The organism is Ruania alkalisoli (assembly GCF_014960965.1).
In the GTDB taxonomy this organism is placed as follows: Bacteria; Actinomycetota; Actinomycetes; order Actinomycetales; family Beutenbergiaceae; genus Ruania; species Ruania alkalisoli.
Genome location: NZ_CP063169.1, coordinates 1,347,303 through 1,363,348 on the forward strand (window position 1 = coordinate 1,347,303; position 16,046 = coordinate 1,363,348).

The following is a 16,046-nucleotide window of genomic DNA, read 5'->3' on the forward strand; positions in this document are numbered from 1 at the left end:
ACGGACCCAGAACTGACGACTGACCCGGTTGCGGTCGACGAGCCGGCATCACCGCTCGCGGACGATCACCCCACCCGCTCGGCCACCAGGAACCCACCGGCGTCGAGCACCTCGGTGAACACGCTTCCGGGGAACTTCGCAGTCGCGTAGGCGACCACGTCCTGCGGAGGATCCTGGCCGTAGACACCGGAGCCTGTGTGCACGACGACGTAGTCGACCGGATCGGGACCCACGGCTGCGCTGACGTTGCCCACCCAGTACACCGTGGTGCGGGGCGCTAGATAGGCCATGAGCGTGATGTCGGTGGCGACGCTCGCCCCGTCAGGGATCGCCGCGAGTACCTGCTCGGCGCCCGCGACGTCGGCCGAGTCACGGTAATAGCCGGCATCGGCGAGCCGCCACAGCGGGAACTGGGTGGTGATGGCCACCGCCAGTGCCAGCAGGCCCGCACCGATCGCCGCGGCGTAGCGCCGCCATCTCAGGACCAGCAGCGCATCGACGGTGGCGCACAGCACCACCGGCATCAGGATCGCTGAATAGTGCCAGTCGGTGCTCCAGTGGAACGGCACGTCCGAGCTCAGGCGCCACGCGAAGGTGGGCAGCGTGATCAGCGCGAGCGGGCTGCGCAGGGCGAGGAACGCCGTCGGCAGGAACACCATGACCACCAGGCTCGCCTTCGCGCCCGCACCGGTGAACAAGGTCCCGACGGCGGCACCCGGGTCAGCAAGTAGCGTCGCCACGATCGAATCGTCGGCGTAGTCCCACACCCCGTCCGGGTTCAGGGCCGGGAGGATCACCTGCGTGACCAGCACGAACGCCCCCACCCCACCGACGGCGGTTACCAGACCGAGCCGACGTGATCCACGCAGCGCGGCGACCACGCCCACCATCGCCACCGTCAGGCCGAGATCCTCCTTGATTCCCAGCAACGGCAACGCCCACAGCACGGCCGCCCGATGGTCGCGCCGCACCAGCGCCGCGCAGCTGGCGGTCAGGAAGGGGAGTGCGAGTGCGATCTCGTGGAACTGGGACGCCACGGCGCTCTGCAGCCCCCACGAGAGTCCGTACGCGAGACCGATGAGTGAACCGGCACCTACTCCCAGGTGCCGGACCGTGCACCCGGTGAGCACGGCCGCTGAGATCCCGATCAGCACGTTCTGCAGCACCAGCAGGGTCAGCCCGGAGGGTGCGACGGCGTAGAAGGGAGCCAGGAGCGCCAGGAGCGGGTGAAAGTGATCGCCGAGGAGCATGAACCCCTCACCCTTGATCGGGACGATCGGACTGCGCACCTCCGCATAGGCGCGCAGCAGCTGGGTGAAGATGCCCAGGTCCCAGGAGGGTGACTCGAAGCGTGCCCACTGCCGTACCGAGAACAGCACATACACGGCGCTGGTGAGTACACCCACGGCCGCCGCGGTCAGCAGGCGCGGGCGGCCACGTACTCCGCCCCACCGGCCCCCGGGCTCGGGTGAGGTGATCTCGTCGGCGGAAGGGCCGCCGTCGGGGAGGGCAGGTTCGGTGTCCGGCACGTGCTCAGGAACGCAACGAGGCCATCCAGGCCTCCACCTCATCGGACCGCCGGGGCAGAGCTGCGGAGAGATTCTCCACACCGGTGGCGGTGACCAGCACGTCGTCCTCGATGCGGACCCCGATCCCGCGGTTCTCCGGCGGAACTGCCTCGTCGTCGGCCTTGAAGTACAGGCCCGGTTCGATCGTGAAGACCATCCCTGGCACCAGCTCGGCATCGAGGTACATCTCGCGGCGAGCCTGGGCGCAGTCGTGCACGTCGAGGCCGAGATGGTGACTCGTCCCGTGCGGCATCCACCGGCGGTGCTGTTGCCCATCCGGGGTGAGTGCTTCCTCGGCGCTGACCGGGAGCAGGCCCCACTCGGCGAGCCGGTGCGCCAGCACGGTCACGGCGGCTGTGTGCACGTCGCGGAACTTCAGGCCAGGCTTCGCGGCGGCGAACGCCGCGTCGGCGGCATCGAGCACGGCCTGGTAGATCCGGCGCTGGACGTCGGTGAAGGTACCGTCGACCGGCAGAGTGCGGGTGACGTCGGCGGTGTAGAGGGAATCGACCTCCACACCGGCATCGACGAGGACCAGCTCACCGGAGCGCACCGGACCGTCGTTGCGGATCCAGTGCAGGGTGGTGGCGTGGTCCCCGGCGGCGGCGATGGTGTCGTAGCCGGTGCCATTGCCCTCCTCCCGGGCGCGGGCGCCGAATGCTCCCTCGATCACACGCTCGCCGCGGCGGTGCCCGGTGGCGCGAGGGAGCGCTCGGACGATGTCGGCGAAACCCTCGATGGTGGCGTTCACGGCGAGCCGGAGCTCGTTGACCTCCCACTCGTCCTTGACCAGCCGCAGCTCGGAGAGTGCCTCAGCAAGAGCAGCGTCCTCGGCGGCTCGCGCCTCGACGACCTCGGCACCGGTCTCCTGCCCCGTGGCCGCACGTACGGACTCGACGAGGGCGGTCACGGCCTCGTCCGCCTCCGGGACCACCCGCAGGCGGACCTGACCGGCGTCCTTGGCGAGAGCGTCGCCGAGCTCGTCGATGTGTGCGCAGCGTATGCCAGTCCGAGCTTCCAGCTCCTCCAGCGTCGGCCGGGCACCGACCCAGAACTCCCCGTAGCGGGCGTCAGCGTAGAACTCCTCGGTGTCACGGGCCGCGAGCGGGCGGAAGTACAGGACGGCCTCGTGGCCGCCGCCTAGCTCCGGGTGCAGGACGAGGACGGCGTCCGGTTCTTCGTCCGTGCCCAGACCGGTCAGGTGCGCGAAGGCCGAGTGGGGGCGGAACCGGTAGTCGGTGTCATTCGAGCGGACCTTCAGCGGCCCGGCTGGGAGCACCAGCCGGTCACCGGGGAAGAGGTCGCTGAGCCGTTCCCGGCGGCCCTGGGCATGGTCGGCGACACCAGCCCGGGAGGGCGAGTCGCGGCGACGGGGTGCCCAGTCGGAGGCGATGAAGGCGCGGAAAGCGTCCGAGCTCGGGCGCTGGGATCGGTTCGAGCCTCGATCGGCGAGCTGTTGCCCGGTGCTGCCCTGCTCGTCGCGCCCGCTCGGTTCGGTGGGCGTGGTGACGTCCTCGGAAGAGACCATGCACCCATGATCGCAAACCCCGGCGCACGATGCGGATCGGCGCCGGCACGATGGGCCGGGCACCCGGCGGTTGTGCCTGCGTCTCGTATGCTGAACAGCGTGCGCATCGATCTCCACACGCATTCGCGCGTGTCCGACGGAACCTCCGCGCCCGCCGATCTGCTGGCTGAGGCCGCGACCGCCGGGCTCGACGTGGTGGCCCTGACCGACCACGACACCACCGCCGGGTGGGATGAGGCGGCGGCCGCGGTGCCGGAGACGGGAGTGGGGCTGCTGCGCGGTGCCGAGATCTCCTGTACGGCAGGAGGAATCAGCGTGCACCTGCTCAGCTATCTGCACGACCCCGGCGACGCTCCCCTCGCCGCCGAGCTCGAACGTTCGCGTACGTCCCGGGACGGCAGGGCCCGGGCCATCGTGGACCGGCTCACCGACGACTTCGACATTTCGTGGGAGGACGTCGCCGCCCAGGCGGCTGACGGGGCCACTCTCGGCCGCCCGCACATCGCCGACGCGCTCGTGGCAGCCGGTGTGGTGCCGGACCGGTCGGCCGCCTTCGCCTCGATCCTGGCGCCGTCGAGTCGCTACTACGTGCGCTACCACGCCCCGGACGCCGTCGAGGCGGTCCGGATGGTGCGGGCAGCGGGTGGAGTGCCGGTGTTCGCGCACCCGCGAGCGAGTGTGCGGGGGCGGATCGTCGCCGACGACGTCGTGCGTGAGATGGCGGATGCGGGGCTGGCCGGCCTGGAGGTCGACCACCGCGACCACACCGGTGCCGACCGGGCCCGGTTGCGGGCGCTCGCCGGTGAGCTGGGACTGTTCGTCACCGGGGCGAGCGACTACCACGGAGTCGGCAAGCCGAACCGCCTGGGGGAGGAGACGTCGTCGGAAGCCGTGCTTGATGCGATTGCGGCCGCTGGATCGCTGGGGGTGCTGTTCCCGTGAGCGCAGTGATCGACGGGACCTTGTTCGCCACCACGTTCCTGACGTTGTTCGTGATCATGGACCCGCCCGGGACGGTGCCGGTCTTTCTGGCGTTGACATCCACTATGACCGCCAAACAGCGCGCGAAGGCGGCGCTTCAGGCGGTGAGCGTGGCGTTCGGGGTGATCGTGGTGTTCATGCTGTTCGGCCAGCACCTGCTGAACTTCCTGCACATCTCGGTGCCGGCGCTGCAGGCCTCAGGCGGTTTGTTGCTACTCCTGGTGGCGATGGACCTGCTTACCGGTAAGACCGAGGAACCGACGCCGTCGGGAAAGGTGAACGTGGCACTGGTTCCGCTGGGGACGCCGTTGCTGGCCGGCCCGGGTGCGATCGTCGCCGCGATGCTCGCGGTCCAGGGGTCCGAGGGCAGTGCGGCTGAGTGGGCCGCGATCGTGGCCGCGATCGTGGCCGTGCACCTCTGCCTGTTCCTGGCCATGCGGTTCGCCGGCATCATCCACCGGGTGCTGGGTGAGGGAGGCACCATCTTGGTGACGAGGATCGCGGGCCTGCTGCTGGCGGCCATCGCGGTGCAACTCATCGCCGATGCGGTGCGGGCGTTCGTGCTGGCGGGCTGAAGCCCTCGGGGTGGGTCCTCGCTGAGGTCATCGCTACCGTCGGCATGGTTGTCCGGGTGAGGTTGTCGTCGATACTGGCGCCAGGATCGACGACAACCTCACCCACGTGATGCTGGGATCGTGCTATTCGGTGGGGCGGCCTCCGCGAGTGCGGCGGCGCCGGCGCCGCTGCTGCCCCTCACCCCCGGTGTTCTCACCGCTGTTTCCCGCGTGACGGCGGCTCTCACCCGAACGCTGTCCGTCACCACCACGGCCACGGCCTTCGCTACGTCCTGCGCCCCGGCCGCCGCGGCCCTCATCGGAGCGTCCGTGGCCACGCCCGCGACCCTTGCCACCGCCCTTGCCGGTCTCGCCGAGATCCTCGACCGTTTCGGCTCCGAGCCCGGCGCGGGTGCGTGCCGCTCGCGGCAGCCGCCCCTTGGTTCCCTCAGGAATGCTGAGATCGGCGTACAGGTGGCCGGAGGAGGAGTACGTCTCCGGCGGCTCGCCGAGCCCCAGCTCCAGGGTGCGGTCGATGAGGTTCCACTTGGGCATGTCGTCCCAGTCCACGAAGGTGATCGCGGTCCCGGTGTTGCCGGCACGACCGGTGCGCCCGATGCGGTGCACGTAGGTCTTGTCGTCGTCGGGGCACTGGTAGTTCACCACGTGCGTGACGTCGTCGATGTCGATACCGCGGGCAGCGACGTCGGTCGCCACCAGCACGTCGACCTTGCCGTTGCGGAAGGCACGCAATGCTTGTTCCCGTGCCCCCTGGCCCAGGTCGCCGTGGATCGCCGCCGCGGCGAACCCGCGGTCGTTGAGGTCGTCCGCCACCTTCGCACAGGTGCGCTTGGTGCGGGCGAACACGATCGTCAGCCCCCGGCCCTCGGCCTGCAGGATCCGGGCGAGCATCTCAACCTTGTCCATCGCGTGGGCACGGTAGGCAAGCTGGCGGGTGGTCTTGAGGGTGGCACCCTCGTCACCCGGGTCGTGGGCGTGGATGTGCGTGGGCCGCGTCATGTACCGGCGGGCCATCGCGATGACCGGGCCCGGCATGGTGGCCGAGAAGAGCATCGTGTGCCGCGTGGCCGGGGTGGAGGCGAGGAGCGTCTCCACATCCGGCAGGAAGCCGAGGTCGAGCATCTCGTCGGCCTCGTCGAGCACCACGGTGCGCACCTTGCCGAGGTCGAGGTGTCGCTGCTTGAGCAGGTCGATCATGCGGCCCGGAGTTCCGACGACGACCTCGACGCCCTTCACGAGTGCCTCGATCTGCGGTTCGTAGGCGCGGCCTCCGTAGACCTGGAGCACGCGGACCTTGCGGCGCCGCGAGGCTGTGGTCAGGTCACCGGCCACCTGCACCGCGAGCTCGCGGGTGGGGACGATGACCAGCGCCTGCGGTTTGCCCGCATCACGCAGATCGTCCCAGCCGTCCTCACCTGGCGCGATGACTGCCTGGAGCAGCGGTACGCCGAAGCCCAGGGTCTTGCCGGTGCCGGTCTTGGCCTGGCCGATGATGTCCCGGCCCTGCAGTGCCACGGGCAGGGTGAGCGCCTGGATGGGGAATGGGTGGGTGATACCGACGTCGCTGAGCGCGCCGGCGATGTCGTCACGGACACCGAAATCGGCGAACGTCTTGGCGACCTCGGCGTGCGGGTCGGCGATCTCGCCGGCCTCGACGGTCTCGCTGACGAGGGCGTCGAGATTCTCGACAGCCTCGTCGGTCTGGATGTTGTCAGTCACGGATGTGAACCTGTTCGCTTCTCGGTGGATCGCGCCGCACGCCTGCGCCCACGCTGCGCGGGGCGGACGAGTCTCACCTGGTCGTGGTAGCCGATCGCAGAATGTCAGTGCCAGCCGTGCTGGCGAATATCGCGTGATCTACCTGTTCGGGCGACCGGGCAACCGTGTACGCCATCCATGCTACTGCCTGGGTGGGCCGATCCCGCCGTTGGTGTGCGCTACACCTCCTTCCGTGCTGCTGGTGTGCGTCGCACGCCGACGGCGATCAGATATCCCAGGGTCCAGAACTCGCCCACGGTGGCGGGCACGGTGAGCAGACCAGCGAGCGTGCCTGCTCCCGGCAGGAGATAGGCCACGAACGCACTCAGCAGGTAGCCCGCGCCACCGACCAACAGCGTCCAGCCGAGCGGGGCCGGCAGCCAACCCGAGGTGAGGACCAGGTGGCCCATCGGGATCAGCCAGAGGCCGAAGAACGGGGTGCCTGCACTCCAGAAGTGGTCGGCGATGACATAGGAGAGCTGCACCGTCCCGGCGGGATCCCCGGCGATTGCGCTCCCCGGGTCTGCGGCCACTGAGGCTGCAGTGGCCAGCAGAGTGGCGCTTCCCATGATCGCTACGGCGTTCATCAGCCCGAAAACTGCGAGCGCGGCCGCGGCGAACGGGCTCATAGTCCGGAAGAGGCGATAGAACCACACAGCGGTGAGCGTCTGGGCGATGACAGCGCCCATTTCCAAGGCGACACCGAATCGGGTGAGGACAGAGTGTGCGTTCAGGTTCGCCAGCGTGGCAGCAGCATCGTCGGGGACGAACAGCTGGCTGCGGATCGCCAGGAAGCCCAGCATCCCCGTCACGCCGAGGCCCAGGTAGAGCAGCCCGGTGATGCGTGCCGTCCGGACGCGCGTGCGCTGCTCGTCGGCCTCGTTCGTGCCCAGGGCGGGCGGTGTGGTCGTGGTCATGGCGATCTCCTGTCGTGGTTCTTACGCCGTAAGGCAACCATACGACGTAAGGTTCGTCAACAATGGTCTGAGGAGTCATTGACCGCGACAGCCAAGGAGGACGGATGAGCGACGGGAAAGCGCGCGCACCACTGAGCCGCGACCGGGTGCTGTCCGCGGCTCTGAGGATCGCCGATGTCGACGGGTTGCCGGCGGTGACCATGCGCCGGGTTGCCGGCGACCTGGAGGTCGAGGCGATGTCTCTCTATCACCACGTGCGGAACAAGGAGGAACTGCTGGACGGGCTGGTGGAGTCCGTCGTCGGAGAGGTTCTGACGGAGGTCGGTCTCGCCGAGGCGGCCGCGTCACCGGCGAGTGAGGACTGGCACGCTTCCCTCAGGCGGCGGTGCCTGATCGCGCGCACCGTCATGGTGCGTCACTCGTGGGCGCCCGGGCTGATCGGGTCGCGGCCGACGATCCCGGCGCCGCTCTACCTGTACTTCGAGGAGATTCTTGCCGTACTGGTCGGTGGCGGCTTCACCTACCACCTGGCGCACCAGGCGTTGCACAGCCTGGGGAGTATGGCGCTCGGTTTCGCGCAGGAGCTGTTCAATCCCGCCGACTCAGGCGGGCAGGTCGACGAGGGGGCCGCCGAGGCCGACCTCGCGGCGATGGCCGAACGCCTCCCGCACCTGACGACGATGGTGGCCGCCGAACTGCACGATCACGATGAGGATCCGCTCGGCTGGTGCGACTCGCAGCGCGAGTTCGAGTTCACCCTCGACCTGTTGCTGGACGGGCTCGCCCGCCAACTCCAGGCGGATTCAGTATGAAGTTCCGACGGCGAGTATCAGATGGCGCCGAAGCCCACCGGCCGCGGCGTGGGCGCTCCGATCTCGACGAATCCGAGGGAGGTGACCGGCACGACAACCCGGCGCCCCTTGGCGTCGGTGAGGTCCAGGACGGCTGAGGAGTCGCCGTCGGCGGCCTTGTCGAGTGCCTCGTTGACGGCAGCCACGATGGCATCCGCGTCATCGGAGACCTCCAGGGCCAGCTCGCGGTTGATGTGCTTGACGCCGATGGTGATGTCCACGTTCTCTCCGTGCTCTGTCGGGATGTCCCGCGACGGCAGGCCGCGGGACGGTGATTGGTTCGCTTCTGTGCACCATCGTATGTCCCTCGAAGATGAGACGATGGACTCATGCGCCTCCCGCGTTCCCTTCGCCTCCTCGCGGCTCTGACCGCTATGGGTGTGGTGGCGCTCGGTGTGATGCTCATGGCGCAGGTGGCCGCACACGCACCGCAGATGGACCAGCCCGTTGTCATACGTGCCGACGACGCCAGCCGGAGCCAGCAGCGGCCCCCGGCCCCGGCCCCGGCGCCCACGCTCGCCGGGCCCTCGTCCGATGGTGTCCCGATCGACCCCGCTCAGCCGGATCCCATCCAGCCGGACCCGGTTCCTGAAACTCCCCCGGCCCTCACCGCCGCCGAGCGAGCAGATCGGGAGGCGGGCGTCCTCGACCGCGAGGTCCCGGCTGCGGGCTCAGGCGAACTGATCATCGTCTCAGGCGCGGACGACGCACCGCAGGAAGCCGAGCGAACCATCGACGTGCGGGTCGAGGTGGAGGAGGGCCTGGCCATCGATGCCGAGGTGTTCGGCGACTTCGTCATGACGACTCTCAATGATCCCCGTGGGTGGGGGCACCAGGGTGATCTGGTCTTCGCCCGCACCGACGGTGAGGCGGACATGCGGGTGGTGCTGGCCTCTCCCGAACTCACCGACCGGATGTGTGCACCGTTGCGCACGGTGGGGGAGTACTCCTGCGGGCGGGAGGGCCACGCGGTGCTCAACGCCGTCCGGTGGGCGAACGCGACCGATGCCTTCCTCGCCGAGGCGACCATCACCGACTACCGGCACTACCTGGTCACCCATGAGGTCGGACACCTGCTCGGGCACCAGCATCGGGACTGTCCTGCTGCGGGCGACGTCGCCCATGTCATGCAGCAGCAGACGATCTCACTGCAAGGATGCCAGCCGAACGGATGGGTCGCCCCCTGATTCACCGATGTCGGTGGGGCATGATGTGATCGTCTCGTGCCTTCGACCACTGCCTTCGTCACGCGCCTCAGCGACGCGGCTGAGGCCGCGCGTCAGGCCATCCGGGCTGGGGGGCACCACGTGGTGCACGGTGCACCAGGTTCGGGGAAGAGCACGACGGCGGCTCTCACCCTGACCGACTGGGTCACCGAGGGCCGGGGTGAGGCGGTGCTGCTCGTCCCGACGCGGCGGCGTGCAGCGCAGGTGCGAGACGAGATCGCGTCCCGGCTGCAGCGGACCACGGGTTCAGTCCTGGTTCGGACGCCTGCGTCACTGGCGTTCGCGATCCTGCGGCTGCGGGCCAGCCACCTCGGGGAACCGCCACCCACCCTGGTCACCGGACCGGAGCAGGACCAGATCCTCGCCGACCTGCTGGCCGGCCATGCCGTCGGTGACGGGGCGCCGATCGACTGGCCCGCGTCGATCGGTGCGGAGACTCTCGGTCTGCGTGCCTTCCGGCACGAGTTGCGAGATCTGCTCATGCGCGCAGCGGAGGCGGGACTCGACGGCGACGGACTCGCCGCATGGGGTGAGCACTACGGACGGCCCGAGTGGCGCGCGGCCGGGCAGCTGCTGACCGAGTACACCCAGGTTCTGACCCTCGGACAGACCACACCTGACCGTGGCGCGCGCTATGACGCCGCCACCATCGTCGACGAGGCGGTGATCGCGCTGCGCACGTGGGCTCAGGCCGTGCCGGAGGCGCCCCGGCCCAGGTGGTCGCTGGTCCTGCACGACGACTACCAGGACGCCACCCTGGCCACTGCGCGGCTGCTGGACACGTTTGCCGAGGATGGCAGCCAGATCGCGGTGCTCGGAGACCCGGACCTGGCTGTTCAGCAGTTCCGGGGCGGAGTGCCGGCGTTGCTGCACACCGCCACGTTGCCGCCTGGGCAGGACGGCGCGTGGGGAGCACAGGCGCATGTGCTGGACCAGGTATGGCGGCACCCGGCTCCGATCCGCAACGCCCTGATCACCTTGACCGAGCCGTTGCCCGTCATGGGCGAGACACGACGGCGGCGCGCCCCGGCCGAGGATGGGCCCGCCCGGGTCGGGGCGGTTCTGGTGGCTAGTGAGGCGCAGCAGGTCGCCTACATCGCTCGCCATCTGCGAGAGAAGCACGTGCACGATGGCGTGCCCTGGTCGCAGATGGCAGTGATCGTGCGGTCGGGATCGCTGGTCGGCGCCGTACGGCGGGGGCTACGCACGGCCGGGGTTCCGCTCGCGATGGCCACCGCGGACCGGCCTTTGCGTGAAGAACCGGCAGTGCGACCGCTACTCGTCGCGCTGCGTTGCGCGATCGCCGCGGAGGTGGCGCCCCAGGATGCGGCGGCGCTCCTCACGTCCCCGCTCGGTGGTCTTGACGCCGTCGGGGTGCGGGCATTGCGGCGTGCCCTCCGGCACCAGGAGCGCTCCGACGGCGGGGGCCGGCTCTCGGAGGATCTGCTCAGCGACCTGTTCTCTCCTGTGGTGCAGCCTGACGGGGGCAGTGAGGTGGCAGTGGAGTCCGCCGACCCGGTGAGTGCACTTCCGGAGCGGCTGGCCCGTGGCGTGCGCTCCGTGCTGCGAGTGCTGACCGCTGGGGCTGAGGAACTCGCCCGAGACGGTGCCACCGTGGAGACGGTGCTCTGGGAGATCTGGGACGCCACCGGGCTCGCGTCCGCGTGGCAGCGGCGGGCGTTGGCAGGCGGTTCCGGAGGGGATCGGGCGGACACCGATCTCGACGCGGTGATGGCGCTCTTCCGTGCGGCGGAACAGTTCGTCGACCGCAGCACGCTCGCCTCGCCGGCGAAGTTCCTCGAACACCTCGCAGCTCAGGACTTCCCAGCGGATACGTTGGCTGCGCACGGAGACGCCGGTGACGCGGTGGCCGTGCACACACCGGCGGGAGCAGCCGGCGGCGAGTGGGATGTGGTGGTGGTGGCCGGGGTGCAGGATGACACCTGGCCGGACCTGCGGATCCGGGACACGCTCCTGGGGGCGGCGCAGCTGGCCGATATCGCCACCGAACGCCACGTGGCGACCACTGATCGTGCCGGACGGGCCGAGGTGGATGCCTTCCGCCGGGCTCGTCGTGAGGTCTACGAGGGTGAGCTGCGCACATTCGTGTCCGCGTGCTCACGAGCTCGTCGGGATCTTCTGGTCACGGCCGTGCTCGATACCGATGCCCGGCCGTCGGTGTTCGTGGAGACGTTGCTGCCCGACGATGAGGAACTCCCCGCTGTGACGCCGGTGGCGGCTCCGTTGGACCTGCGCGGGCTGGTCGGGCGACTGCGGGGTGAGTTGCGACCCGCGCTGGCCGGGGCGGGAGATGCTGGTCACGATGTGCCCAGTGGTGATGTGCTCGGTCGTGATGTGTCCAGTGGCGATGTGCTCAGTGACGTGGGCGCTGACCGCCGCGTGCGTGCGGCGGCCGCGCTGCTCTCACATCTAGCCGAACACCACGTTCATGGAGCCGACCCGGGGCAGTGGCCCACCTTCCGTAGTCCCAGCACGACCAGTCCGCTGTGGGAAGAGGGGGAGCCTGTGACGGTCTCGCCCTCCACTCTCGAGGACGTGACCACCTGCCCCCTGCGGTGGGCACTGACCCGGCACGGTGGACGCCCAGGCGACTCCGCCGCGCAAGGTCTGGGCAACCTGGTGCACGAGATCGCTGCCCAGCATCCGCGCGGTAGTGAGCCGGAGCTGCTGGCGGCACTTGCCGAGCGCTGGCACGAGCTCGATCTAGGAGATGGATGGGTCGCACGCCGCGAGCGAGAGCGAGGCGAGGACATCATGCGCAAACTGGCCCAGTACATCGCCGAACGGGCCGACCGGCCGGTAGCCGCCGAGGTCGAGTTCTCGGTCGACCTCGATGATGGCGGCGTGCGGCTGCGCGGGCGTGTCGACAGGGTCGAGCACACCTCGACCGGTCTACGGATCGTCGACCTCAAGACCGGTAAGACGCCAGTGTCCAAGCCGGAGGCTGAACGTCATCCGCAACTGGGCAGCTACCAGGTTGCCGTCCAGCACGGTGCTTTCGCGGCACTGGCCGCCGAGTCGTCGCCGGGCGCGTCAGAACCTGGCGCGGACGAGGGCGGCGTCGATAGTGAGGGAGCCTCCGACGGTGCTGCGCTGGTCTACCTCGGCGCCGGGACCAAGAAGGTCTCGCAGCGGGAGCAGCGGCCGCTCGCGGAAGACCCGGAACCGGGATGGGCCGAGGAGACGGTCTTGTCCGGAGCCGCTGCGATGGCTGCCGCGACCTTCGAGGCCCGGCCGAACCCCCGCTGCCGGATCTGCCCGGTGCGGACGTCCTGCCCGGCACAGCAGAATGGCGGGAGGCTCCAGCTGTGAGCATCGTGTGGACCGCAGCACGGATCGCCGAGACGCTCGGGCAGCCGCCGCCGACCGATGAGCAGCAGGCGGTGATCGAGGCGGGCCTCGATCCCATGCTCGTCGTGGCAGGAGCAGGGTCAGGTAAGACCGAGACGATGGCCTCCCGCGTCGTGTACCTGGTGGCCAACGGCATCACTGCACCGGGAGAGATCCTGGGGCTGACGTTCACCAGGAAGGCTGCCGCCGAGCTGTCAGCGCGGATCCGTTCGCGGTTGCGACGGCTGCAGCGGGCCGGGGTGACGATCGGGGATTCGGTGGCTGACCGGCCCAGGATCGCGACCTACAACTCCTATGCGGCGGCGATCGTCGCTGATCATGCCCTGCGCATCGGCGTGGATCCGGATGCCACCTTGATCGGTGACGCCGGGCGCTACCAGCTCGCCGAGGTGGTCGTGAACACCTGGGGCGGGAACATCGAGACGCCTTCGGCGGTGACCACCGTGATCGATGCTGTGGCGGCCGTCGCAGCGGAGCTCTCTGAGCATGGTCGAAGCCCGCGCGAAGCGGCGGAGGAGATGCGGCGGATCCTGGTCGAGGTCAGCGAGAAGGAGATCGAGCCCGGATCGCGATCGAAGGGTCCGCTGGAATCCGCCCGCAAGCTCCTCACCTCGCTTCACACCAGAGTGCAGCTGATGGATCTGGTCGAGGCATTCATCGACCGCAAGAGAACCGATGGTGTGGTCGACTTCGGTGACCAGGTCCGCATCGCTGCGACTGTGGCGATGCAGGTGCCCGACGTCGGCGCCGCTGAGCGGTCCCGCTACCGGGTGGTGCTCCTGGACGAGTACCAGGACACCTCCGTCGCTCAGGTCCAACTGTTGCGCGCGTTGTTCGCCGAGGGGCACCCCGTGACCGCCGTCGGGGATCCGAACCAGGCGATCTATGGATGGCGCGGGGCTGCGGCCGGAACCCTGCTCGACTTCCCTGACGCCTTTCCGGCCGCTGATGGCGAACCGGCCCGGACCGCGCATCTGTCCACCGCGTGGCGCAACGACCTCGCGGTGCTGCGTGCCGCGAACGTCGTAGCAGGCCCGCTACGGACGGGCGGTGTGGTCGAGCTGCGTCCCCGACCGGGCGCCGGCGACGGCGCCGTGCACGCCCGCTATCCCGAGACGGCCGTCGAGGAGGCGGCGACCGTCGCTGACTTCATGCGCCGGCACTGGCGACCGGATTCCTCTGCTGCTGTGCTGTGCCGACGACGGGTGCAGTTCCCGGTGATCGAGCGTGCGCTACGGGAGGTGGGACTGCCCTGCCAGGTGGTCGGCCTGGCCGGGTTGCTCTCCACTGCCGAGGTTGCGGATGTGCGTGCCGCACTGCAGGTGGCCCACGATCCCGCCCGCGGCGACGCGCTGATGCGCCTGCTCACCGGGCCGAGTGTGAATCTGGGAGCCACCGACCTGCGGGTGCTCGCCGAGTGGTCCCGGGCCCAGGCGCGCGCCTGGGCGCAGGAAGGCGACATCGAGGACCCCCTCGTCGGGGCCGATATCGGCAGCGGTGCACTGTGGGAGACCAGCGCCCGCCAGCAGGCAGCCACCCAGCGCTCGGAAGCCGATCGGAGGAGCGTCTCCGACGAGAAGGCTGAGGTCCTCGAACCGGTGGAGCTAGCCAGTCTTGTGGAGGCCATCGACCGGCTGCCTCCGCACTCGTGGCGCACCGGGCAGGGTCGATCGCTGAGCAGTGTTGCCCGCGATCGGCTGAGCCGGCTCGCGGATCAGATTCGGCACGTCCGCTCGCTGACCCACCTCGCCGTCCCTGAGCTGGTGACGGCCACTGAGCAGGCCCTCGATCTCGACATCGAGGTGCTCGCGACCAGCGGCGGTTCCGCCGGCCACGCGCGCCGCCATCTGGACGCATTCACAGCGGCGGCCGCGGAGTTCGCCCACAGCACCGATGCTCCGAGCCTTGGGGCCTTCCTGACGTATCTGGACGTCGCTGAGGACGAGGAGCGTGGACTGGAGGTGGAGGAGGCTGAGCCCGATCCGCACGCCATCCAGGTGATGACCGTGCACGCCGCCAAGGGCTTGGAGTGGGACACGGTGGCCGTCGTGGGGATGAATGTGGGCGACTTTCCATCGTTCACCCCGCCTCCGGCACCGAACAAGCCGTACACAGGCAGCGGGTGGCTCACCGGGATCGCCTCCCTGCCGTACTCCCTGCGCGGAGACCACGCGTCGCTACCCGAACTCGACCTGGCTGCCCCCGCGACACACTCCGGAGTCGAGGAAGCCATCGCCGAGTTTCGATTGGCCGAGGGGCAGCGCCTGCTGAACGAGGAACGGCGGCTCGCCTACGTCGCGCTCACGCGTGCGCGCCACCACCTCCTGCTCACGGGCTCCTTCTGGGGTGAGCGCAAGACAGTCAACCGTCCGTCGCCGTTCCTGGAGGAGGTGCTCGCTGTGGGGCTGGCGCACACCGGTGGCGCGTGGCCGGCGACCAGCGCGCATGAGACGAACCCGGCCGAGGACGATGTCACCGCGGTCTCCTGGCCGGCTCCGCCGTCCCGGACGGGCGAGTGGCGGCTGCGGTGGTGGGACTCCCTGGCACCGGGGCGCGATGGCGCGGACGACGTGCCCGGATCGCTGCCTACCGACGTGCAGCAATGGTGGCGCGAGGCCGAGTTGCTGCTGGCCGAGCGGGAGCGAAACCGGAACCTCACCACGGAGCCGCCGGCACACCTGTCCGCGTCCGCGGTGGTGTCCCTCGCCCAGGACGCCGAGGCGTTCCGCCGCGCCCGCCGCCGCCCCGTTCCCCTCCGGCCGAGCGTGCACGCGCGCCGCGGTACCCGGTTCCATGCCTGGGTGGAGCAGTACTTCGGCAGCCGCGCCCTGATCGACTGGGAGTCGTTGCCCGGGGCCGAGGACGAGGATGGATCCGCCGACGATGCTGCTCTGGCCGAGATGCAGCGGGCCTTCCTCGCCAGCGAGTGGGCGAGCCGCACCCCGGTGGACGTCGAGGTCGACATCGAGACGCCCGTGCAAGGGGTGATGATCCGGTGTCGGATCGATGCGGTGTTCGCAGAAGGAAACGGGGTCCACATCGTCGACTGGAAGACCGGCTCTCCGCCACGCGACCCGGAGTCCACGCGGGCGCGGCAGATGCAGCTCGCCCTGTACCGGATCGCATGGTCCCGGCTGCATCACGTGCCGCTGACGGAGGTCCGCGCCTCGTTCTACTACGTGGCTGAGGGTGTCACCATCAGCGGCGATGACCTGGGCGAGGAAGACGTCACTGCTGTGCTCGGCGGGCTCTCGATCCCGTCGTGAGTGA

At 69.6% G+C, this 16,046-nt stretch carries 11 protein-coding genes; 6 read left to right on the top strand and 5 right to left on the bottom strand.

Annotated features, from left to right (window positions below):
* Window positions 1-65: 65 nt before the first annotated feature.
* Entirely contained in the window at window positions 66-1,529 is a 1,464-nt protein-coding gene (locus tag IM660_RS05730; protein WP_193498424.1) for a DUF2079 domain-containing protein, read from the bottom strand.
* Window positions 1,530-1,533: 4 nt separating this feature from the next.
* Window positions 1,534-3,096 (bottom strand): aminopeptidase P family protein, encoded by a 1,563-nt coding sequence (locus IM660_RS05735; protein WP_193498425.1) that lies wholly within the window; start codon window positions 3,094-3,096, stop codon window positions 1,534-1,536.
* Between the two features lie 99 nt (window positions 3,097-3,195).
* Here IM660_RS05735 and IM660_RS05740 point away from each other — a divergent pair, with 99 nt between their 5' ends.
* Both IM660_RS05740 and IM660_RS05745 read left to right on the top strand, forming a co-directional pair.
* Complete coding sequence (locus IM660_RS05740) at window positions 3,196-4,038, top strand: PHP domain-containing protein (RefSeq protein WP_246465163.1); 843 nt, start codon at window positions 3,196-3,198, stop codon at window positions 4,036-4,038.
* The gene (locus IM660_RS05745; protein ID WP_193498426.1) at window positions 4,035-4,652 is read left to right on the top strand and encodes a MarC family protein; all 618 of its coding nucleotides are present in this window, start codon (window positions 4,035-4,037) and stop codon (window positions 4,650-4,652) included. Before IM660_RS05740 ends, IM660_RS05745 begins: the two co-directional genes overlap by 4 nt.
* Before the next feature lie 123 nt (window positions 4,653-4,775).
* On the opposite strand, the gene IM660_RS05750 is transcribed toward IM660_RS05745, so the two are convergent.
* Both IM660_RS05750 and IM660_RS05755 read right to left on the bottom strand, forming a co-directional pair.
* Window positions 4,776-6,371 carry a DEAD/DEAH box helicase gene (locus IM660_RS05750; RefSeq protein ID WP_246465164.1) on the bottom strand — a complete coding sequence of 532 codons (1,596 nt, stop codon included), beginning with the start codon at window positions 6,369-6,371 and terminating at the stop codon, window positions 4,776-4,778.
* Between the two features lie 218 nt (window positions 6,372-6,589).
* Complete coding sequence (locus tag IM660_RS05755) at window positions 6,590-7,327, bottom strand: DUF4386 domain-containing protein (RefSeq protein ID WP_193498427.1); 738 nt, start codon at window positions 7,325-7,327, stop codon at window positions 6,590-6,592.
* Window positions 7,328-7,431: 104 nt separating this feature from the next.
* Between IM660_RS05755 and IM660_RS05760 the strand changes: the two genes are divergently transcribed.
* Window positions 7,432-8,139, top strand: a complete 708-nt coding sequence (locus IM660_RS05760) for a TetR/AcrR family transcriptional regulator C-terminal domain-containing protein (protein WP_193498428.1) — start codon at window positions 7,432-7,434, stop codon at window positions 8,137-8,139.
* Window positions 8,140-8,156: 17 nt separating this feature from the next.
* On the opposite strand, the gene IM660_RS05765 is transcribed toward IM660_RS05760, so the two are convergent.
* Window positions 8,157-8,399 (bottom strand): DUF3107 domain-containing protein, encoded by a 243-nt coding sequence (locus IM660_RS05765; RefSeq protein WP_193498429.1) that lies wholly within the window; start codon window positions 8,397-8,399, stop codon window positions 8,157-8,159.
* 108 nt (window positions 8,400-8,507) lie between these two features.
* On the opposite strand from IM660_RS05765, the gene IM660_RS05770 reads away from it, so the two are divergent.
* The 3 genes from IM660_RS05770 to IM660_RS05780 are packed head-to-tail and all read left to right on the top strand — an operon-like array spanning window position 8,508 to window position 16,042.
* Complete coding sequence (locus IM660_RS05770) at window positions 8,508-9,365, top strand: DUF3152 domain-containing protein (RefSeq protein WP_246465165.1); 858 nt, start codon at window positions 8,508-8,510, stop codon at window positions 9,363-9,365.
* Between the two features lie 36 nt (window positions 9,366-9,401).
* The gene (locus IM660_RS05775; RefSeq protein WP_193498430.1) at window positions 9,402-12,737 is read left to right on the top strand and encodes an ATP-dependent helicase; all 3,336 of its coding nucleotides are present in this window, start codon (window positions 9,402-9,404) and stop codon (window positions 12,735-12,737) included.
* Window positions 12,734-16,042 (top strand): ATP-dependent helicase, encoded by a 3,309-nt coding sequence (locus IM660_RS05780; protein ID WP_246465166.1) that lies wholly within the window; start codon window positions 12,734-12,736, stop codon window positions 16,040-16,042. Before IM660_RS05775 ends, IM660_RS05780 begins: the two co-directional genes overlap by 4 nt.
* The last annotated feature ends 4 nt before the right edge of the window (window positions 16,043-16,046 follow it).